The 20,001-nt window shown below is 67.6% G+C and carries 19 protein-coding genes; 16 read left to right on the forward strand and 3 right to left on the reverse strand.

Annotation, left to right across the window (positions count from 1 at the left end):
- The first annotated feature begins 40 nt into the window (after positions 1–40).
- Both AC14A7_RS00135 and AC14A7_RS00140 read left to right on the forward strand, forming a co-directional pair.
- Positions 41–1,495, forward strand: a complete 1,455-nt coding sequence (locus AC14A7_RS00135; protein ID WP_484005800.1) for an LLM class flavin-dependent oxidoreductase — start codon at positions 41–43, stop codon at positions 1,493–1,495.
- Between the two features lie 40 nt (positions 1,496–1,535).
- Complete coding sequence (locus AC14A7_RS00140; RefSeq protein ID WP_484005802.1) at positions 1,536–1,793, forward strand: hypothetical protein; 258 nt, start codon at positions 1,536–1,538, stop codon at positions 1,791–1,793.
- Here AC14A7_RS00140 and ku read toward each other — a convergent pair.
- Positions 1,790–2,650, reverse strand: coding sequence for a non-homologous end joining protein Ku (gene ku / locus AC14A7_RS00145; protein ID WP_484005804.1), 861 nt, complete (start codon positions 2,648–2,650; stop codon positions 1,790–1,792). The genes AC14A7_RS00140 and ku overlap by 4 nt on opposite strands.
- Before the next feature lie 68 nt (positions 2,651–2,718).
- Between ku and AC14A7_RS00150 the strand changes: the two genes are divergently transcribed.
- From AC14A7_RS00150 to AC14A7_RS00195, 10 genes are read left to right on the forward strand one after another with little or no spacing between them, the layout of a single operon-like run.
- Positions 2,719–5,160 carry an ATP-dependent DNA ligase gene (locus AC14A7_RS00150; RefSeq protein WP_484005805.1) on the forward strand — a complete coding sequence of 814 codons (2,442 nt, stop codon included), beginning with the start codon at positions 2,719–2,721 and terminating at the stop codon, positions 5,158–5,160.
- 17 nt (positions 5,161–5,177) lie between these two features.
- A complete protein-coding gene (locus AC14A7_RS00155) occupies positions 5,178–5,969 on the forward strand; it encodes a carbon-nitrogen hydrolase family protein (RefSeq protein ID WP_484005806.1) in 792 nt (263 codons plus the stop codon).
- 51 nt (positions 5,970–6,020) lie between these two features.
- Entirely contained in the window at positions 6,021–7,082 is a 1,062-nt protein-coding gene (locus AC14A7_RS00160; protein WP_484005807.1) for a response regulator, read from the forward strand.
- Positions 7,079–8,077, forward strand: coding sequence for an ATP-grasp domain-containing protein (locus tag AC14A7_RS00165; protein WP_484005809.1), 999 nt, complete (start codon positions 7,079–7,081; stop codon positions 8,075–8,077). The genes AC14A7_RS00160 and AC14A7_RS00165 overlap by 4 nt, the downstream gene beginning before the upstream one ends.
- A complete protein-coding gene (locus tag AC14A7_RS00170) occupies positions 8,077–8,808 on the forward strand; it encodes a PHP domain-containing protein (protein ID WP_484005810.1) in 732 nt (243 codons plus the stop codon). Before AC14A7_RS00165 ends, AC14A7_RS00170 begins: the two co-directional genes overlap by 1 nt.
- Positions 8,805–10,304 carry a glycosyltransferase family 2 protein gene (locus tag AC14A7_RS00175; RefSeq protein ID WP_484005812.1) on the forward strand — a complete coding sequence of 500 codons (1,500 nt, stop codon included), beginning with the start codon at positions 8,805–8,807 and terminating at the stop codon, positions 10,302–10,304. The genes AC14A7_RS00170 and AC14A7_RS00175 overlap by 4 nt, the downstream gene beginning before the upstream one ends.
- Positions 10,301–10,516 (forward strand): hypothetical protein, encoded by a 216-nt coding sequence (locus tag AC14A7_RS00180; protein WP_484005814.1) that lies wholly within the window; start codon positions 10,301–10,303, stop codon positions 10,514–10,516. The genes AC14A7_RS00175 and AC14A7_RS00180 overlap by 4 nt, the downstream gene beginning before the upstream one ends.
- Positions 10,513–10,881 carry a response regulator gene (locus AC14A7_RS00185; protein ID WP_484005815.1) on the forward strand — a complete coding sequence of 123 codons (369 nt, stop codon included), beginning with the start codon at positions 10,513–10,515 and terminating at the stop codon, positions 10,879–10,881. The genes AC14A7_RS00180 and AC14A7_RS00185 overlap by 4 nt, the downstream gene beginning before the upstream one ends.
- Positions 10,878–11,288: a response regulator gene (locus AC14A7_RS00190; RefSeq protein WP_484005816.1), complete on the forward strand. Its 411-nt coding sequence runs from the start codon at positions 10,878–10,880 to the stop codon at positions 11,286–11,288. The genes AC14A7_RS00185 and AC14A7_RS00190 overlap by 4 nt, the downstream gene beginning before the upstream one ends.
- Positions 11,285–13,036: a sensor histidine kinase gene (locus tag AC14A7_RS00195; protein ID WP_484005817.1), complete on the forward strand. Its 1,752-nt coding sequence runs from the start codon at positions 11,285–11,287 to the stop codon at positions 13,034–13,036. The genes AC14A7_RS00190 and AC14A7_RS00195 overlap by 4 nt, the downstream gene beginning before the upstream one ends.
- Before the next feature lie 23 nt (positions 13,037–13,059).
- Here the strand turns inward: AC14A7_RS00195 and AC14A7_RS00200 are convergent, their stop codons facing one another.
- Positions 13,060–14,256, reverse strand: coding sequence for a pyridoxal phosphate-dependent aminotransferase (locus AC14A7_RS00200; protein ID WP_484005819.1), 1,197 nt, complete (start codon positions 14,254–14,256; stop codon positions 13,060–13,062).
- Positions 14,257–14,292: 36 nt separating this feature from the next.
- Between AC14A7_RS00200 and AC14A7_RS00205 the strand changes: the two genes are divergently transcribed.
- From AC14A7_RS00205 to AC14A7_RS00220, 4 genes are all read left to right on the forward strand, one after another.
- The gene (locus AC14A7_RS00205) at positions 14,293–14,877 is read left to right on the forward strand and encodes a hypothetical protein (RefSeq protein WP_484005821.1); all 585 of its coding nucleotides are present in this window, start codon (positions 14,293–14,295) and stop codon (positions 14,875–14,877) included.
- Between the two features lie 143 nt (positions 14,878–15,020).
- The gene (locus tag AC14A7_RS00210; RefSeq protein WP_484005823.1) at positions 15,021–15,665 is read left to right on the forward strand and encodes a PKD domain-containing protein; all 645 of its coding nucleotides are present in this window, start codon (positions 15,021–15,023) and stop codon (positions 15,663–15,665) included.
- A gap of 97 nt (positions 15,666–15,762) precedes the next feature.
- Positions 15,763–17,358 (forward strand): S1C family serine protease, encoded by a 1,596-nt coding sequence (locus AC14A7_RS00215; RefSeq protein WP_484005824.1) that lies wholly within the window; start codon positions 15,763–15,765, stop codon positions 17,356–17,358.
- Positions 17,355–18,404: a glycosyltransferase family 2 protein gene (locus tag AC14A7_RS00220; protein WP_484005826.1), complete on the forward strand. Its 1,050-nt coding sequence runs from the start codon at positions 17,355–17,357 to the stop codon at positions 18,402–18,404. Before AC14A7_RS00215 ends, AC14A7_RS00220 begins: the two co-directional genes overlap by 4 nt.
- 44 nt (positions 18,405–18,448) lie before the next feature.
- Here the strand turns inward: AC14A7_RS00220 and AC14A7_RS00225 are convergent.
- Positions 18,449–20,001 (reverse strand): CDP-glycerol glycerophosphotransferase family protein (locus AC14A7_RS00225; RefSeq protein ID WP_484005828.1); only part of this gene is annotated, 1,553 nt, incomplete at its 5' end.

A 20,001-nucleotide genomic window follows, 5' to 3' on the forward strand; every position in this document is an offset into this window, starting at 1 on the left:
CGCTGGAGACCGGCACAGCCGCTGACGCATGATCGAGCGCATGAGCCGCCAGATCCGCTTCAACGCCTTCGACATGAACTGCGTCGCCCACCAGTCCTCTGGCATGTGGCGCCACCCCGACGACCGGTCCGACACCTACAAGGACATCTCGTACTGGACGGAGCTCGCCCAGCTGCTGGAGCGCGGCACCTTCGACGGCATCTTCATCGCCGATGTGCTCGGCACCTACGACGTCTACGGAGGCTCCAACGAGGCGGCGATCCGCCACGGCGCCCAGGTGCCGGTCGGCGACCCCGTTCTCCTCGTCTCGGCCATGGCAGCGGTCACCAAGCACCTCGGCTTCGGCGTCACCGCCGGCACCGCCTACGAGCACCCGTACCCATTCGCGCGCCGCATGTCGACGCTCGACCACCTGACCAAGGGCCGCGTCGGCTGGAACGTCGTCACCGGCTACCTGCCCTCGGCCGCCCGCAACATGGGCAACAAAGACCAGCTGGAGCACGACGAGCGCTACGACCACGCCGACGAGTACCTCGAGGTGCTCTACAAGCTCTGGGAGGGCTCGTGGGAGGATGACGCCGTCGTGCGCAACCGCGAGACCGGCGTCTTCACCGACCCGTCGAAGGTGCACGAGATCGGCCACACGGGCAAGCACTTCACGGTGCCGGGCATCCACATCTCCGAGCCGAGCCCGCAGCGCACCCCGGTGATCTACCAGGCGGGCGCATCCGGTCGCGGCATCGCCTTCGCGGCGGGCAACGCCGAGGCGATCTTCGTCGCCGCTCCGACCAAGGCGGTGCTGAAGTCGACCGTGACGAAGGTGCGCGATGCGCTCGAGGCCGCCGGTCGCGATCGCTACTCCGCCAAGATCTACACGCTCCTGACGGTCATCACCGACGCGACCCCGGAGAAGGCACAGGCGAAGTACCAGGACTTCCTGCAGTACGCCAGCGAGGAGGGCGCGCTCGTCTTCATGTCGGGATGGATGGGCGTCGACCTCTCGCAGTACGACCTCGACGAGCCGGTCGGCAACGTGGAGAGCAACGCGATCAAGTCGGTCATCGCCAACTACGAGGAGTCCGCAGCCAATGGCGAGACCTTCACCGTGCGCGACATCGCCCGTGGTGGCGCCATCGGCGGCCTCGGCCCGACGATCATCGGCTCTGGCGAGGAGATCGCCGACCAGCTGCAGGAGTGGGTCGCCGAGACCGACGTCGACGGATTCAACCTCGCCTACGCGATCACACCCGGCACCTTCGAGGACATCGTCGAGTTCGTCATCCCGGTGCTGCGCGAGCGTGGCGTGTACCCGACGGAGTACGCCGATGGCACCCTTCGCCACAAGCTGCACGGCAAAGGCGACCGGCTGCCCGATGACCACACGGGCGCTGGATTCCGGGTCGGCAGGCATCCACTGTCGGCTAGGCGAATTCACAGTCGCTTAACCGCTTTCCCCCTTTTATCGGAGGCTCCCTCAGCAGTAACGTTTCGATAACGCGAGGCGTTCGGCCCGCAGCACTATCGGGGGAGTCGACATGGAGAAGCACAGCCGAATCATCTCGGTCTCTGGCCGCACCTACCGAGCCACGCCGACCATGTGCGACATCTTCCTCGCGCACGCGAGTGACATCCGGGCGCGCGGGGAGATGGAGCTCGTTCCCCTGCTGCACGATGGGGGAGTAGAGATGCTGCTCATCGGCGAGTCGACGAAGATCGCCGTGGCGAGCCTCGAGGCAGTGCCGAGCGACCCGACCACCGGACCGGTCGCCGGGCTTCCCAGCGTCGCGGCCTAGCCGGCCTTCGTCTTCGCGGCAGTCGCCTTCTTAGCGGGCGACTTCTTCGCTGCTGGCTTCTTCGCAGCGGCCCGGTTCTTCTCGACACTGCGCTGCAGGGCCGCCATGAGGTCGAGCACCTCGCCTCCCTCGCCCTCGTCGTCGTCACTGACGCCGAAGGTCTCCTCCGTGCTCACGTCGTCGCCCTTGGCGATCTTCGCCTCGATGAGCTCGCGCAGTTGCTCCTGGTACTCGTCGGTGAACTTCGACGGGTCGAAGTCGGCGGCAAACGATTCGACGAGAGACGACGACATCTTCAGCTCCTGCGGCGAGATGCGCACTGTCTCGTCAAGGGCGGGGAACGACGCCTCGCGCACCTCGTCATCCCACAGCAGACCCTGCAGCATGAGCACGTCGCCACGCACGCGCAGCGCGCCAAGGCGCGTCTTCTGCCGCAGCGCGAACTGCACGATCGCGGTGCGCTCCGTCTCCTCGAGGGTCTTGCGCAGCAGCACATAGGCCTTGGTCGACGCGGAGTCGGGCTCGAGAAAGTAGCTGCGCTCGAACATGATCGGGTCGAGCTGGTCGCTCGGCACGAACTCGACAACCTCGATCTCGCGGCTCTTCTCGACGGGAAGCTTCTCGAAGTCCTTCTCGTCGAGGATGACGGTGCGCTCGCCGTCGTCGTACGCCTTGTCGATGTGCTCGAAGCTGATGACCTTGCCGCAGACCTCGCAGCGGCGCTGGTACTTGATGCGCCCGCCATCGGCATCGTGCACCTGGTGCAGCGAGATGTCGTGGTCTTCAGTGGCGCTGTAGACCTTCACAGGCACGTTGACCAGCCCGAACGCGATCGCGCCCTTCCAGATGGATCTCATGATTCATCCTGCTCCGACATTGCTGGGAATCTGAGAAGAATCCGAGCGAGCGCTGGTAGCCATGAAGCATGGCGACGTCAGAAACGGTGTCGGTGGAGGGCCACCGTCTCAAGCTCACCAACCTCGACAAGGTGCTCTACCCGGTGACGGGTACGACGAAGGGCGACGTGATCGCCTACCTTGCCGAGATCGCCCCCGTGCTGATCCCGCACGCGGCCAACCGTCCCGCGACGCGAAAGCGCTGGGTCAACGGCGTTGGCACTGCAGAGGCTCCCGGCGAGATGTTCTTCCAGAAGAACCTCGATGACTCGACACCGAGCTGGGTGAAACGGCGCACGATCCAGCACAAGGGACACGCGAACGAGTACCCCCTCGTGAATGATCTCGCTACTCTCACCTGGCTCGGCCAGATCGGCGCGCTCGAGATTCATGTGCCGCAGTGGCAGTTCGGCCGAACCGGCGTGCAGAAGAATCCCGACCGGCTCGTGCTCGACCTCGACCCGGGGCCGGGCGTCGGTCTCCAGGAGTGCGCGGAGGTCGCCCGGTGGGCTCGCGCGATCCTTCTCGACATGGGGCTCGACGCGATGCCCGTCACGAGCGGGAGCAAGGGCATCCACCTATATGCGGCCCTCGATGGCAAACAGGATTCCGAGGCCGTCAGCGCGGTCGCCCATGAGCTCGCGAGAGCGCTGGAGGCCGATCATGCCGACCTCGTCGTCAGCGACATGAAGAAGAGCCTGCGCGATGGCAAGGTGCTCGTGGACTGGAGCCAGAACAACGCCAACAAGACCACGATCGCGCCATACTCGCTGCGGGGCCGGGAGCGGCCGATGGTCGCGGCTCCGCGCACGTGGAAGGAGCTGTCGTCGAGCAGCCTCGCGCAGCTCGACTACACGGAGGTGCTCGCGAGGGTGAGGAAGAACGGCGACCCGCTGGCGGGCCTTACCGCCGGGCACCTCGCCTCCCTCGAGCCGACCCCAGAGCACCAGGCGTCGTTCACGGCAACCCCGGCGGCACGCGACCGGCTGGAGAAGTACCGCAGCATGCGCGATGCGGCCAAGACACCGGAGCCCGTTCCAGCGGGGCCGAGTGGTGCATCGACCGGCATGGGCTTCGTCATCCAGGAGCACCACGCGAGCCGCCTGCACTGGGACTTCCGCCTTGAGCACGACGGCGTGCTCGTCAGCTGGGCACTGCCGAAGGGCGTGCCCACCGACACCAAGCAGAACCACCTCGCCGTGCAGACCGAGGACCACCCGCTCGAGTACGGCACGTTCGAGGGCGAGATCCCGAAGGGGGAGTACGGCGCGGGTCGCGTTGAGATCTGGGACGCCGGCACCTACGAGGTGGAGAAGTGGCGGGAGGGCGAGGAGGTCATTGTCACCCTGCACGGGGAGAAGCACGGGTCCCATCGCTATGCGCTCATCCACACCGGCGGATTCGGTGCAGGCAGCAAAGCAGAGAACACCTGGCTCATCCACCTCATGAAAGACGATGCGAAGCCGGAGGGGCGGGCGAGGAGGCCACGCACGGTGGTCGGCTCCGGCCGGGGAAGGAAGGCCGGCCATGCCCCCATGCTGGCCACCCTCGGGTCGGAGGGGAGCCTCGGCACAGAGGACGACTGGGCGTTCGAGATGAAGTGGGACGGCATCCGGGCGATCGTCGAGGTGCGGGATGGCGAGGTGGCACTCACGAGCCGCAACGGCAACGACCTCACTGCGACCTACCCGGAGCTCGCCGTGATCGCGCGGTCGATAGACACGGATGCCGTGCTCGATGGCGAGATCGTCGCCTTCGACTCGACGGGCCGCCCCGACTTCGGCCGCCTCCAGCAGCGCATGAACCTCTCGAACGCGGCAGAGATCGAGGCGGCGCAGAAGAAGGTCGAGGTCAGCATCGTGCTCTTCGACGCGCTGGAACTCGACGGTGCCTCACTCCTGAAGCGGCCGTACACGCAGCGACGGGAAGCGCTGCAGGCGGCAGTCCGGGAGTCGAGGCTCGTGCGGGTGCCCGGAGCGTTCGAGGGGGATGAGGCCGCTGCGATGCGCGCGAGCAGAGAGCTCGGCCTTGAGGGAGTCGTCGCCAAGAAGACAGACAGCACCTACCTGCAGGGCACGCGCGGCAGCGCCTGGGTCAAGCTCAAGCACCACAGAACGCAGGAGGTCGTCGTGGCGGGCTGGAAGCCGGGGTCGGGTCGGCGTGCCGGCACCGTCGGGTCGTTGCTGCTCGGCATCCCAGAAGGCGACGGGCTTCGCTTCGTCGGAAAGGTCGGCACCGGATTCCGCGATGCAGAGCTCGACGCGATCGGGCGGCGGCTGGCCGCCCTCGAGCGAAAGACCAGCCCGTTCGAAACGGTTCCCGCCGCCGATGCGCGTGATGCGCGCTGGGTTCGCCCGTCGCTCGTCGGGGAGGTCGAGTTCGCCGAGTGGACCGCGACGGGGCGCCTGCGGCAGCCCAGCTGGCGAGGATGGCGCGCCGACAAGAAACCCGGTGACGTTCGAGTCGAATGAGTGCGTAGGCTGCAGTCATGGATGCCATAGCCGTCGCCCAGTTCGCGCCCGGATCCGACCGGGGCGACAACCTCGCCGTCATGCGGCAACTTGCGACCACCGCTGCAGACCGAGGCGCCGGCCTCGTCGTCTTTCCGGAGTACTCGTCGTACTTCACGCCAACCATGGGCAACGACTGGATCGACGCTGCAGAAGACCTCGACGGCGACTTCGCGACGGGAGTCGCCGCCATCGCCTCCGACCTCGGCATCACGGTCGTGGCCGGCATGCTCGAGCGCGCGGGGTCGAAGGCATCGAACACCGTCATCGCCATCGCCCCCGACGGCGAGAGGCTGGCCACCTACCGCAAGCTCCACCTCTACGATGCCTTCGGTGCCCTCGAGTCCGACTACATCGAGCCCGGTCCGCACGGGGAGTTCGAGACCTTCTCCTGGGGCGGGTTCACCGTTGGAATCCAGACCTGCTACGACATCCGCTTTCCTGAGGTCACTCGAGCCCTCGTCGACGCTGGCGTCGACCTCGTGCTCGTGCCAGCGGAGTGGGTGCGCGGCCCGCTCAAGGAGCACCACTGGCGCACGCTGCTCACGGCGAGGGCAATCGAGAACACGGTCTACGTCGCTGCCGCCGACCAGGCGCCGCCGATCGGAGCCGGCAACAGCATGGTGCTCGATCCCATGGGTGTCGAGCTCGTCACGATCGGCGACTCGCAGGGCCTCGCCATCGCCTGGCCAGACCCAGAGCGCCTCGCCGAGGTTCGTGAGCACAACCCCGCCCTCCGGCTTCGGCGCTTCGGTGTCGCGCCGGTTTAGCCACGGGTCTGGCTTAGAATTGCGGCACAGGAGCCTGGGGGAGGGTGCACCGTGACCGACGCCTACCGCGTGGTCGTCGTCGAGGATGATCTCGATGTGGCCGAGTACACGCGTACCGTGCTGGAGAAGCGCGGCGAGTGTGTCGTGCGGGTGACCGCAGATCCATTTGCTGCCCGCGCGCTCGTCGCCGAGTTCAAGCCCGATGTCGTCGTCACCGACATCGAGATGCCTGGCATGACCGGCCTCCAGCTCATGGAGCAGATCAGGGCAGAGCAGCCAGACCTTCCCATCGTGGTGATGACGGCCCACGTCTCGGTCGACTACGCAGTGGCCGCGCTCCGCGCCCAGGCCGACGAGTTTCTCACCAAGCCGGTTGGCGCGGTCGAGCTCGTCAAAGTCGTGCACCGCCTTGCCGCCGACGGGCGCGCCAGTCGTGCCCTCGCCGGAGCGCGAGAGCACGTGCTCGCGGTCGGGGCGCACCCTGATGACGTGGAGATCGGCGTCGGCGGAATACTCGCCGCCCACCGAGCGGCCGGAGACAGCGTCACGGTGCTCACCCTGTCTCGCGGCGGCCGTGGCGGAGAGCCAGACGACCGGCAGGGCGAGTCCCTCGCCTCCGCAGAGCTGCTGGGCGCACGCCTCTTCCTCGAAGACCTCGTCGACACGGAGATCGCCAACACGGGCCCGACAGTGTCGATCATCGAGCGCATTGTCAGCGAGGTGAACCCCACCATCGTGTACACCCACAGCATCCACGACCGCCATCAGGATCACCGTGCGGTGCACGAGGCCACCCTCGTCGCCACGCGCACCGTTCGCACCGTCGCGTGCTTCCAGAGCCCGTCGTCGACCGTCGACTTCCGCCCGACGCGGTTCGTGTCGATCGACGGATTCACCGATGCCAAGCTGGCCCTCATCGACTGCTTCCGCTCGCAGGCCGAGATCCGCGGCTATCTCGACCCGGAGTTCGTGCTCGCCACGGCGCGGTACTGGGGCCGCTACGGCGGCGGCACGAGCGTCGAGCCGCTCGAGATCCTCCGCGAGACGGCCGACATGTCGTCTCCGGTGCGACCGGTGGCCACCTCGGCCGCAGCGCAGGGGTCGTCGGCATGACCGGCAGCGGCGCCACGCGCGTTCTCGTGACGGGGGCAGGAGGACCAGCAGGCGTCGCCGTCATCCGGTCGCTGCTCGCTCGCGACGGCGTCGAGGTGTACGCCGCCGACATGGACGGCTGGGCAAGCGGCCTCTACCTCGTTGCTGCCGAGCGCCGCCGCATCGTGCCGCCCGGCAAGGCCCCGGAATTCGTGGACGAGCTCATCGCGCTCTGCGCGAGCGACGCCATCGACGTGCTCTTCTCCACCGTCGACGTAGAACTGCCGCCACTCGCGCGCCGTCGCGACGAGCTCGGTGCCGTGCTTGCCGCTCCGAGCCTCGACACCCTCGAGACCTGCCTCGACAAGTTCGCCCTCGTCGTTCGCTGCTCCCCGCTGCTGCGCACCCCCATGACGCACCTCGTCGGCCCGGCCGCCCTCGCAGAGGAGTGGTCGTTCCCCATCATCGTGAAGCCCCGCAGCGGAGCCGGATCGCGCGGAGTACGCCTCGTGCACTCCCACGACGAGCTCGCCGCCCTCGGCGACGACCAGAGCCTCATCGCGCAGGAGCACCTGCCCGGCGAGGAGTACTCCGTCGACGTCATCGCCAACGCCGACGGGCACGTCATGGCGGCGGTGCCACGAACCCGCACCCGCGTCGACTCCGGTGTGTCCATCGCTGGTCGCACCGTTCGCGACTCAGTGCTCGAGTCAACCGCCGCAGCCGTCGCCAGCGCGATCGGCCTCACCGGGGTCGCCAACGTGCAGCTGCGCCGCGATACCGCAGGCACGCCGGCACTGCTCGAGGTGAACCCCCGGTTCCCCGGCGCGATGCCGCTGACGATCGCCGCTGGCGTCGACATGCCCTCTCTCGCCCTCGACCTCGCCCTCGGACTGGACGTACCCGACACCGTCCCGTTCCGCGAACTCGCCAATGTGCGCTACCTCGAAGACGTCTTCGTGGAGCCGAGCGAGATACTCCTGTCGGAGAACGCGGCACACAGCGAGGAGGGCTGATGGTGTCGCTCTCTGAACTGCACGGCGACTACCACGTGCACTCGACCTTCTCCGATGACGCGGTGTCGACCATCGCAGAGAACATCGCCGCGGCAGCCTCCGCTGGCCTCACCACCATCCGGCTCATCGACCACGTGCGTGCCTCGACCACCTGGGTTCCGGAGTTCCTCGCCGCCGTCGCAGCCGAGCCCGTCCCAGCCGGCCTGACCGTGCTCACCGGGGTCGAGACCAAGATCATGGATGCCGCAGGCACCCTCGACCTGCCGCCCGACCTCGTCGTCGGCGATGGCGGCATCGACGCGGTCGTCATCGCCGACCACCAGTTTCCCGGTACCGACGGCCCATGGTCGCCGGAGTCCACGATGGAGCGGCTGCGGGCCGGACTCGCCGTTGCCGACGCCCTCGACCTGCTCATCGACGGCTACGTCGGGGCCGTGCGCGCCTTCCCCGGATCGCAGCTCGCGCATCCGTTCTCGATCCTTCCCAAGGTCGGCCTCGCCGAGGACGACCTCAGCCACGAGCAGCTCGTGCGGTGGGCTGCCGCCGTCGCGGAGTCATCGACGCTCGTCGAGGTCAACGAGAAGTGGGGGTGCCCGGGCGTTCGCGTCATCCGTGCCGCCCGTGCCGCCGGTGCCACGATCGTGGCGGCAACCGACAGCCACGTGGCCAGCGACGTCGGCCGCTATGACGCAGTCGCAGCACTGCTGCTCGACGAGGTGGCGGGGCGATGAACGAGCTCAACTGGGGCGAGATCGGCACCGGGGCGCTGCAGGTGTTCCTGCTCGTTCTCGTCGGCACGGGGGCCATCCCGGTGCTCTCTGCCGCTGTCGCCTTTCTTGCCATCCCGTTTCACGCGGTCAAGAACCACTACAAGCGTGCGGCACCATACTTCCCTCGCGTCGCCATCGTCGTGCCGGCGTGGAACGAGGGCGCGGTTATCGGGCAGTCGATCGAGCGGCTCATGGCGCTCGAGTACCCCCGCGAGAAGCTGCGGGTCTATGTGGTCGACGATGCGAGCACCGACGACACCCCCGACGTCGTGCTCGCGAAGGCGGCGCTCTACCCCGGCAACGTCTTCCACCTGCGCCGCGAGAAGGGCGGAGAGGGCAAGGCCCACACGCTCAACCACGGCATCGCGCGAGTGCTGGAGGAGGAGTGGATGGAGGCCCTCCTCATCATGGACGCCGACGTCATCTACGAGCCGAACTCGCTGCGCCGCATGACGCGCCACCTCGCCGACCCGAAGGTCGGATCCGTCTCCGCGTACATCCGCGAGGGAAGCCGCGACAAGAACTATCTGACGCGCTTCATCGGGCTGGAGTACATCCTCTCCCAGCCGGCCGCCCGGCGTGCCCAGAACGTGCTCGGGGCCCAGGCCTGTCTCGCCGGCGGCGCGCAGCTGCACACCCGCGAGAACCTCCTGGCGATCGGCGGGCGCATCGACACGTCCTCCCTCGCCGAGGACACCATCACCACCTTCGAGACGCAGCTGGGCGGGCGTGAGGTCGTCTTCGAGCCGCTGGCCGTCGTGCTGGCAGAGGAGCCGGGATCGGTCGACGCGCTGTGGAAGCAGCGCCTGCGCTGGGCCCGCGGCAACGTCACCGTGACCTCGCGGTACCGCAAGATCTGGTTCCGGCCGTCACGCGTGCACGGTCTCGGGTCGTTCTCGTTCGGAATCGTGTGGTTCAGCATCTGGCTGCTGCCCGTTGCGATGATCCTGTCGTCGATCGGCCTGCTCGGTCTGTTGTTCATGCGCAGCGAGCTGGCGGCGACGACCTTCCAGATCCTGTGGATCTCGGCGGCGGCGACCTTCATCTTCATCCTCGCGTATGGTGCGCAGCTCGATTCGCGGCTGGCGCTGAGCAGCTGGCGCGAACTGCTGACCTTCCCCGGCATCCTGTCGATGCTCGTCATGCTCACCGCGTTCTTCCCGAATCTCGTCATGGTCTACGTGCCCCACCTGTTCGGGCTCTCGCTGACAGAGAGCGGGGAGTTCGCGCTGACAGCCGCGATCTACATCTGGATCCCCTTCTCGATGGTGGGGGCATGGGCGGCCCGCCGGGTGGAGAAGACGTGGGCCGGACCAGTGCTCACTCCGGTACTTATCTACCTGTCGGGCTACGGTTCCCTGCTTTGCGCGATAACCTTCGATTCATACATCAAGGAGGCCCGCCACGCCGAGGCGAAGTGGGACAAGACGGAGAAGACGGGGAGGGTCACCCAGTGAGAACCAATGCGCTGCACGGTGGAGGCACCTCGCCGGCCCGACATTCCGGGGCTGCCGGAGTCGTCGACGACATCCGTGATCCAGGCGACGCCTTCATCCAGGCCGAGATCGACTCCAACCGCCGCTACGAGTACAGCCTCATTCCCAAGGCGCTCATCGCGTTCGCTGTCGTGGCCGCGCTCATCACCGTTAGGCAGCTGTTCTTCGTATGAGTGACCTGAATCCCGTGCGCGTGCTCATCGTCGATGACAGCGACGACCAACTGCAGCTGCTGCGCACCTACTTCGAGCGCGCCGGGTGCGCTGTCTCGGTCGCAGGAACGGCGAAGGATGCCATGCTCGCCTGGGACGACGCGGTGCCAGACCTCACCGTCATCGACCTTGTGCTCCCCGGCATGGACGGCTGGGAGCTCGCCGCCCACCTGCGCACCCAGCACCCGGGGTGCGCGATCGCGATCACCTCGGTGCTCGGCGAGGAGCACTACCCAGAAGGACACGTCGTCATGCCGAAACCGGTGACGAGCTCACACGTACGACAGGCGCTGGAGGCAACAGTACCGAGATGGAAGGCAGCATGAGCGACAGAAGCGCGGCAGGACTCACGGTTGTGATCGCAGATGACGACCCCGATATCCTCGCCCTCACCACGATTGCTGTCGGCAGAGCCGGCCTCGTGCTGCTCGCCTCCGAGGCGAACGGCACGAGTGCTCTGGCGAGCATCAAGGAGCACCGTCCAGACATCGCACTGCTCGATGTGTCGATGCCGGGCATGACGGGTCTCGAGATCACCCGCGCCATGCGCGAGGACGAGGAGCTGGCCGGCTCGACCATCTTCCTGCTGTCTGCCGCGGTCGACCAGACCGCCGTCGACGCTGGCTTCGCGGCCGGCGCCGACGCCTACATGACCAAGCCGTTCAGCCCCCGCACGCTGGCAGCCCAGATCGTGGCTCTCATTGAGGCGCCGGCGGCGCCGCCGCCCGCGTGAGCCGCCTCCGGGCGTTCTTCGACCGCCATGTGTTCGTCGACGCCCCGTCGCCCATCGTCAAGCAGGCACCGACGACGATCATCTTCGTCGCGGCTGTGCTCCTTGTGCTTCTCGTGCCGGGCGTCGACTTCACCGACGCCGGCCCGGCCTGGGCTGGCGTCGCGGGCGTCGGCTTCGCGACGGTGCTGTCGGTGCTGTTCACGTTCAACACCCGGCTGGCCGGCCTCGCCCTCATCATCCCCTTCGTCGACCTCTTCGCGATCGGCTTGTTCCGTCTCGGCACCGGCTCGGTCACGTCGCTGTTCGGCGGGCTTATCATCCTGCCGGTGCTGTGGATCGCGGTGCAGCCGGGCATCCGCTACGTCTTCTTCGCGGCCATCGGCACCTCCCTCGCCCTGACGCTGCCCTTCACTATCGGCGGCATCGTTCCGCAGACCCCGACCGACTGGCTTCGCGGCGTCGTCACCCCCGTGACCTTCGCCGTGGCCGCCGCAATCGTCAACACCATCTCCCGGCAGTCGGCCAGGCGCGTGCGCTCTATCAACGAGCTTGCGGAGGAACGCGACGTCATGCTCCGCGGCGCCGTCGACTACGCGGAGCGGCTCAGCGAGAACGAGGAGCGACTGCGCGCGGCCGACCGCCTCACCCGCAGCGTGCTGGATGCCGTCACAGAGCAGTCCGTCATCGGCAGCGACGTGACGGGCCTCATCGACGTCTGGAACCCCGGAGCAGAGAAGATGCTCGGCCTCAAGGCCAGCCAGGCCCAGGGCCGTCGATACGTGCACGAGTTCCACGTGCTCGACGAGCTGCTGTTGCGCTCCAAGGAGCTCAACTACCCTCCGGGGGAGACGGTGCTCAACCCCGGCTTCTCTGCCCTCGTCGAGTCGGCTCGCCTCGGCAAGCCCGAGGTGCGGCAGTGGACGTACGTGCGGGCCGACGAGACGAGTCTCACGGTCGAGGTGGCGGTCACCCGCCGTGTCGACGAGCATGGCGCAACGGTCGGCTACATCTTCGTGGCAACCGACGTCACCCAGGCGCTCGAGGTCTCCCGGCTCAAAGACGAGTTCGTCGGCCTCATCTCGCACGAGCTGCGCACGCCGCTCAGCTCGATCCTCGGCTACCTCGAGCTCATGCGCGACGACGAGGAGAACCCGCTCTCCGACGAGCAGGTGCAGTATCTCGGCGTCGCAGAGCGCAATGCGCACCGGTTGCTTCGCCTTGTCGGCGATCTTCTCTTCACGGCGCAGGTCGGGTCGAGCACGTTCAGCCTCGACACCTCGGCGATCGAGGTCGCACCGATTCTCGCGGCATCCGTCGAATCGGCACTGCCGAACGCCGCGACCGCCGATGTCACGCTCACCTGGCACGGCCCGAAGGCGCCGCTCCTGGTGCTCGGCGACGCCCAGCGACTCGGCCAGGCCTGCGACAACCTCATCTCGAACGCGATCAAGTTCACGCCGAGAGGCGGCTCCGTGACGGTGAGCCTCGAGGTCATCGACGGCAAGGCGGTCATCACTGTCTCCGACACCGGCATGGGCATTCCAGAGGACGAGCTCGACAAGCTCTTCGCCCGGTTCTTCCGTGCCTCGACGGCCACCCGCGCCGCCGTTCCCGGTGTCGGCCTCGGCCTCTCCATCACGCGCGCGATCGTTATCGCCCACCACGGCGAGCTGACCGTCGAGAGCGAGGTCGGCGTCGGAACGCACTTCATCATGAAGCTGCCCGTCGCGACCGCCATCCCGATCTAGGCCGCGCAGCGAGCGGATCGAGGCTAGCCGAGCTGCCCGAGGCGCTCGACGGCCTCCCGCAGCACCGACTCGCGCTTGCAGAATGCGAACCGAACGAGCGACGCCGTGTCGGCGCGGTGGTCGGGCAGGATGAACGCGCTGAGCGGAACGCCGACAACGCCAGCGAGGGCCGGCAGCCGGCGGCAGAGGTCGGCTGCGTCGTCGTAGCCGAGCGGTGCGGCGTCGGCGACAACAAAGTATCCGCCCTGCGGGGCTCCGACGGCGAAGCCCGCGGATCGAAGGCCGGCCGACAGCAGGTCGCGCTTTGCCTCGAGAGTGGCTGCGGCATCCGCGAAGAATGCGTCAGAGAGACCGAGTCCGACCGCGATCGCGGGTTGAAACGGTGCGCCGTTGACGAAGGTCAGAAACTGCTTGACCGCGAGGATCGGCTGGATGAGGCTCGCTGGCGCCGTGATCCATCCGATCTTCCAGCCGGTGGTGCTGAACGTCTTGCCGCCGCTCGAGATGGTGACGGTGCGCTCCCAGCCGCCGGGAAGGCTCGCGATCGGCGTGTGGCTCGCGCCGGAGAACACGAGATGCTCGTAGACCTCGTCGGTCACGATCGTCGCCCCGTGCTGCTGCGCGAGCTCGATGACCAGCCGGAGTGTCGATGGCGGCAGCACCGATCCCGTCGGGTTGTGGGGGTTGTTGATGAGGATGAGGCGGGTGTGATCGGTGATCGCGTCACGCAGCGCATCGAGGTCTGGCTGAAAGTCGGGGGCGAGCAGCGGCACGGTCACGTGCTTCGCCCCTGCCAGCGCGATGACCGCCGCGTAGGCGTCGTAGAACGGCTCGAGGGTGACCACCTCGTCGCCGGGCTCGGTGAGGGCGAGGATCGTCGCGGCGAGAGCCTCGGTGGCGCCCGCCGTGACGAGCACCTCGGTGGCGGCGTCGACCCGGATGCCGTAGAAGCGCTCCTGGTGCGTCGCGATCGCCTCGCGCAGCACCGGCATGCCGATGCCAGGCGGATACTGGTTGAGGCCGTCGCTGATCGCCTGGCGGGCTGCGTCGAGCACCTCTGCCGGGCCGTCTTCGTCAGGAAAGCCCTGCCCGAGGTTGATGGCGCCGGTCGAGATGGCGAGGGCAGACATCTCGGCGAAGATCGTCGGGCGAAGCTGCCCGTCGTCGCCGAGGAGCATCGCCCCGCGTGCGGTTCGCTGCCAGGATCCGGGGGTCGTCATGATTGGCAAGGGTAGCGACTGTGGAAAGGTCGTGCCGTGAGCACGGGCGTCCATTACCTTTTTCGAATGCGAATCTCTGCGCTGCTCCTTGCCGGTCTCGTCGTGCTGACCCTGACCGGATGCCAGCCAGACGACCCGATCGTCGTGCCCCAGCCGGAGCCAAGCTCCACCCCACTCTTCGCCTCGGAGGAGGAAGCACTGGCGGCGGCGGAGGAGGCCTTCAGCTCGTATCTTGCAGTGGCGGACCTCATCTTCTCCGAAGGAGGCAGTAATCCAGATCGACACGAGGAGGTTGCGACTGGCGTCGCTCTGAGAGACGACCTGACTGGATTCGCCAACTACGTCTCCGAGGGACGACACAGCGAGGGCGCGACCACTTTTGACTCGGCTTCACTCCAAAGCTCCGACCTGAGCGGGTATGCCGTTACCGCGGTGATCGTTATGTATGCCTGCGAGGACTTTGGGAATGTGCGGGTATTTGACTCGACAGGCGCGCTGGTTTCAGATCCAGCCCGTCGAACTAGATGGCCTGTGACCGTCACATTTGACCTAGGAGAGAGATCCCAGTTGCTCGTGTCTGAGATCGAGCAATGGACTGGAGAAGACTATTGCGCAAATTGACCGTCTTGGTCGTTGTCCTCCTCACGATCATTTGGCTCCCTTTGAGCCCAGCGCCGTCCGCGTGGGCGGCACGGAGCGCCTGTTCCCAGCAGGAACTTCGCGACGGCAATCCGTCTTGTTCTACGATCAACGGCGGCGAAGCAGTGCTCACCGGCAGCCAACCCGGCGGCAACGGCAACGGCAGCGGCAACAACGGGGGCGGTGGCAGCAACGGCTCCGGCGGGTCTTCCCAGCCAGCCGCACCCCCGGCACCCGTCTGCACGCTCCCGGCCCCGCGCTGCCAGGAGTGGGGCGTGGTCGTGCTCACGCCGACGCTCGACGACATCGCTGCATTTCGACCGGCGCCGGAGGTCGACCACATGGAGCCCAACGGCTGGTTCGTCGTCGGGCTCGACGCCAACTTCTACGCGACCGGGGCCCCGCAAGTTGTCGACGGCACCCTGCTCGGCCTTCCGGCATCCGTGCGGTTCACCCCCATCCGGTGGAACTGGCAGTACGGGGATGGCAGCTCGGTCACGCGGTCGACGCGGGGTGGCACGTGGGCCGCCCTCGGCATCCGCGAGTTCGATGCGACGCCGACGAGCCACGTCTACAACCGAGCAGGCACGTACTACATCGACCTCTCGGTCGGGTACCGCGTCGAGTACACGTTCAACGGCGGCAGCTGGGGCACGATCCCGGGCACGCTCTGGCTGCCAGCCAACCGCCTCGTGGCTACAGTTGGAGGAGCCAAAACGGTGCTCGTCGAGCGCGACTGCACCGTCAGCCCGGGCGGACCGGGATGTTAGGAGCCACGCTCCGGCCATGACAAAGCCTGCTCACAGCACGTCTGCATCGCACGCATAGATTTGCGGCAGAAGCTGTAGGAGCTGGAAGGAGCACCCATTGACCGAGACACCCGACACCTCCGCATCCCGCCCCACCGCGGCGGAGAAGCGAGCGGCCGCGCTGGCCGCGTCCGCAGCAAAAGCGGCCCCTGCAGCTGCCCCCACCGGCGCGCAGAGTGCCGTCGCAGCTGACGCCGCTCAGCCGACGACCACCGCGCCGACGACCACCACACCGCCGGCCGCGACGCCACAGACCGCCACGGCACCGTCCGCCCCGTCAGCAGCAGGTGCACCGCCGAGCGCCGGAGCGCCAGCCGCTGTGAAGACCGAGCCCGGCGCATCCCGTCGACCTGTCGGTGTCATCGCCGCTATCGCCGTCGCCGCCCTCGTGGGAGGCGCGTCTGGTGCCGGTGTGACCTACTTCGCCGTGTCGGCCAACCAGCAGGCGCCGAGCAGCGAGTCGGCGAGCCCGACCACCGTCACGGTGAACGACCCGGGCAACGCGACGAACACGACCGCGGTGGCGGTCAAGTCCGCGGCATCGGTCGTCACCATCTCAGTGCGCGACGGCCAGTCAGGCGGATCCGGGTCTGGCGTCATCCTCGACAAAGACGGCTACATCCTCACCAACACGCACGTCGTGACGCTCGAGGGGGCAACCTCCAACCCCGACGTGCAGGTGGCGACCAACGACGGTCGGCTCTTCGACGCGACCATCGTCGGCACCGACCCCATCGCCGACCTCGCCGTCATCAAGATCGACGCCGACAACCTGAGCCCGGTCGAGTTCGCCGACTCCGACAAGCTCAACGTCGGCGACACGGCGATCGCCATCGGTGCCCCGCTGGGTCTGGCGGGAACAGTCACCGACGGCATCATCAGCTCGCTCAACCGCAGCATCACGATCGCCTCGTCGGCGGTTCCCGACACCAACGACGGCGAGCAGGCACCCGACCAGAACGACCCGCAGAGCCCGTTCGACTTCTGGCAGTTCGACGTGCCAGGTCAGCCGCAGCAGACGCCGAGCTCGTCGAGCGCAACGATCAGCCTGGCCGTCATCCAGACCGACGCCGCCATCAACCCCGGCAACTCGGGTGGCGCGCTGCTCGATGGCGACGGTCGTCTCATCGGCATCAACGTCGCGATCGCCACCGCTGGTTCGAGCAGCGGCTCGAGCGGCAGCATCGGGGTCGGCTTCGCCATCCCGTCGAACCTCGCCAAGCGCATCGCCGGCGAGATCATCGACACCGGCGCTGCGACCCACGGCCTTCTCGGGGCGAGCGTCCTCGATGTCACCGACGACGAGGATGCCGCCGACAGCGGCGTCGTCGGCGCAAGCATCAAGGAGCTGGTCTCCGGTGGTGCTGCCGAGCAGGCGGGGCTTCGCGTCGGTGACGTAATCACCGAGGTCGACGGCATCCGCATCACCGGTGCCTCCGACCTCACCGCGCAGATTCGTGCTCATGCTGCAGGATCCAAGGCAACCGTCACCTACGTGCGCGGCGGCAAGAGCGACGAGGTGACGCTCACGCTGGGCACCCTCAAGTTCGAACAAACGCACCGAGCGAGAGGCCCCGGACCACACGCTCCGGGGCCTCTCGCATGTCGGCTGGTAGGCTCGGCACACCCTTTCTTCAAGCATTGGACAGCATGACCGCTTCTGCAGGCGCCCTTCCCCGTGTCTCATATGTCATGCCCGTGCTCAATGAGGCTCGGTACGTCGAAAGCGCGATCGTCACGGTTCTCGCACAGGACTACGCCGGGGCGAAAGAGGTCATTCTCGCCCTCGGCCCATCGACCGACGGCACGACAGAGCTCGTCGAGAGGCTTGCGGCAGCCGATCCGCGCATCACCGTCGTGCACAACCCGGCGACCGACATCCCGGTCGGCCTCAACCTGGCCATTCGCGCCAGCGGCCACCCCATCATCGTGCGGGTCGACGCTCACTCGGAGCTCGAGCTCGAGTACACCAGCCACGCCGTCGCGACCCTTCAGCGCACCGGCGCAGCGAACGTCGGCGGCATCATGCTCGCCCGTGGCAAGACGCCGTTCCAGTCGGCGGCGGCGCGGGGCTACAACAGCAAGTTCGGCCTCGGCGGCGCCCGTTACCACGGTGGCGCAGAGGAGAGCGAGGCCGAGTCGGCCTACCTCGGCGTGTTTCGTCGCTCCGTGCTCGATGAGGTCGGCCTGTTCGACGAGTCGCTCAAACGCGGAGAGGACTGGGAGCTCAACCTCCGCATTCGCGCTGCCGGCCACACCGTGTGGTTCGACCCGGCGCTGACCGTCACCTACTGGCCGCGCGAGAGCTGGACCAAGCTCGGCCGCCAGTTTCTCGCCACCGGCATCTGGCGCGGAGAGCTCGTGCGCCGCTACAAGGGCCGCAACCCCTGGCGCTTCTTCATCCCGCCCATGCTCGTCGGCTCGATCATCGGCAGCATCGTGCTCTTCGCGCTGCAGGTCTCACCGATCGTCAATGGATGGTGGACGATCGCCTTCTCGTTCTTCTACCTCGGCCCGATCAGCTACGTGCTGCTCGTGCTCTGGCTCGCCCTCGTTGCCGATCGGGCGCCCACCTGGGCAGAGCGACTCTCGTTCATCGTCGTGCTGCCCACCATGCACATCATGTGGGGCACCGGCTTCATCATCGGGCTGCTGCGCGGCGCGCGAGGCACCGTCGACACCAGTCGCACCGAGAACTAGCCACACCGAGAACTAGCCACACCGAGAACTAGCCGCGGCAGCCACTACGGCCGGATCGCCCCGCGGGCTACCAGCCGCTCGACGACGCGCTCTGCCGCGTGTCCGTCGTCGTGCGGGTTGAAGCGGGCGCGCCAGGCGGCGTAGCGCTCTGCGTACTCCGCGGCAGCGGCATCCCGGTTGAGAACCAGGTCGACGAGGTCGCCCGCCTGCGAGACGACGGGACCGGGTGCGACCTCGAGCAGGTCGAAGTAGAAGCCGCGCAGCTGCTCCCCGTAGTGCGAGAGATCCGGCGTGTAGAAGAAGATCGGCTTGCCGGTGACGGAGAAGTCGAACATGACGGAGGAGTAGTCGGTGATGAGCGCGTCGGCGATGAGGAAGAGGTCGGCGACGTCGGGATAGCCGGTGACGTCGATGACGTTGCTCGCGCGCACGTCGCGCCCGGGACGCAGCGTGCGGGAGTGTCCGCGGATGAGCGTGACGTGGCCGGGGCCGAGCGCGTCGGTGAAGGCCGCGACATCGAGGTGGTCGATGTGCTCGAGCCGGTCGTCGCGCCAGGTCGGCGCGTAGAGCACGATGGTGGTGTCGGCGGCGATGCCGAGTCGAGCGCGGATGGCGGCGCCATCGGGCAGCGCGAGCACGTCGTCGCGCGGGTAGCCGACCTCCCACACCGGTCCGCGGAACCCGTAGGACCGGCGGAAGATTCTGGTGCTGTGCTCGTTCTGGGCCAGCATGACGTCCCACCGGCGGCTCTCGAGCACGCTCGCCACGCGGGCGCGCAGCCCCTGTCCCGGCCGGTCGTTCGCGATCTTCTTGAGCATGGTGCCGTGCCACGTCTGCAGCACGGTCTGGTGTTTCCGTTTCTTCCAGCGCTTGCGAAGCCAGTCGTTGACAACGAGCAGGCGCGCGTCTCCGCGTGCGGCCCACCACTCCCGACTGCCCTCGACGATGGCGATCGCGCCGTCGGGCACAGCGACGGAGGCGTCGACGACGCTCCAGTAGCGCGTGGTCGATGGGTGCAGCCGTGCGAGCGCCGTGTCGATGGCTCGCGGGTTGCACGAGGCGTTCTGGCCGTAGAAGCTCTCGAAGAACACCGCATCGGCGGGCGCCGGGGTGCGAGAGCGATACTCCGACTCGAGCCGCGCCTGGTTGGCAGGGCCGACCTCGTCGTCACGCAGGGGAGGGGAGAGGGTGACGACCGCGCCATCCACCTCGACGCGCATCTGGCCGACCAGCAGTCGCGCGGTCGGGGCGAGAGTGGTGCGAAGCACGACACCCATGGCGTCGAGCAGCTCGAGCTCGTATCGCCCCGACGGCGCGGGCAGCGGGGCGCTGCCCCACCGCTCGGCTGTGAGCGGAACGCGCGCGCTCCAGCGCCCGTCGGCCACGGTGACAGGGGCGGTCAGCTCGACCCGGGCTCCGCGCAGCATGGCGATGACGGGCGTCGAATCGCCTATGGCACCGCCGATGGCTATGGTCGCGTCATCCTCGATGGAGGCGGTGTCATGGGGCGTCGCCGACGGCACAGGCGCGGCAGTATGAACGCTCATGCTCGCTCCTTTGCGTCGGGTGATGATCGCCTCGTACACTCTTGCAGCAT

The organism is Conyzicola sp. (genome assembly GCF_057073975.1).

Excerpts from the sequence above, each read along its gene's own strand:
- AC14A7_RS00135 (WP_484005800.1), top strand. The coding sequence starts at position 41 with ATGAGCCGCCAGATCCGCTTCAACGCCTTCGACATGAACTGCGTCGCC.
- AC14A7_RS00140 (WP_484005802.1), top strand. The coding sequence starts at position 1,536 with ATGGAGAAGCACAGCCGAATCATCTCGGTCTCTGGCCGCACCTACCGA.
- ku (WP_484005804.1), bottom strand. The coding sequence starts at position 2,650 with ATGAGATCCATCTGGAAGGGCGCGATCGCGTTCGGGCTGGTCAACGTG.
- AC14A7_RS00150 (WP_484005805.1), top strand. The coding sequence starts at position 2,719 with ATGGCGACGTCAGAAACGGTGTCGGTGGAGGGCCACCGTCTCAAGCTC.
- AC14A7_RS00155 (WP_484005806.1), top strand. The coding sequence starts at position 5,178 with ATGGATGCCATAGCCGTCGCCCAGTTCGCGCCCGGATCCGACCGGGGC.
- AC14A7_RS00165 (WP_484005809.1), top strand. The coding sequence starts at position 7,079 with ATGACCGGCAGCGGCGCCACGCGCGTTCTCGTGACGGGGGCAGGAGGA.
- AC14A7_RS00170 (WP_484005810.1), top strand. The coding sequence starts at position 8,077 with ATGGTGTCGCTCTCTGAACTGCACGGCGACTACCACGTGCACTCGACC.
- AC14A7_RS00175 (WP_484005812.1), top strand. The coding sequence starts at position 8,805 with ATGAACGAGCTCAACTGGGGCGAGATCGGCACCGGGGCGCTGCAGGTG.
- AC14A7_RS00185 (WP_484005815.1), top strand. The coding sequence starts at position 10,513 with ATGAGTGACCTGAATCCCGTGCGCGTGCTCATCGTCGATGACAGCGAC.
- AC14A7_RS00190 (WP_484005816.1), top strand. The coding sequence starts at position 10,878 with ATGAGCGACAGAAGCGCGGCAGGACTCACGGTTGTGATCGCAGATGAC.
- AC14A7_RS00200 (WP_484005819.1), bottom strand. The coding sequence starts at position 14,256 with ATGACGACCCCCGGATCCTGGCAGCGAACCGCACGCGGGGCGATGCTC.
- AC14A7_RS00220 (WP_484005826.1), top strand. The coding sequence starts at position 17,355 with ATGACCGCTTCTGCAGGCGCCCTTCCCCGTGTCTCATATGTCATGCCC.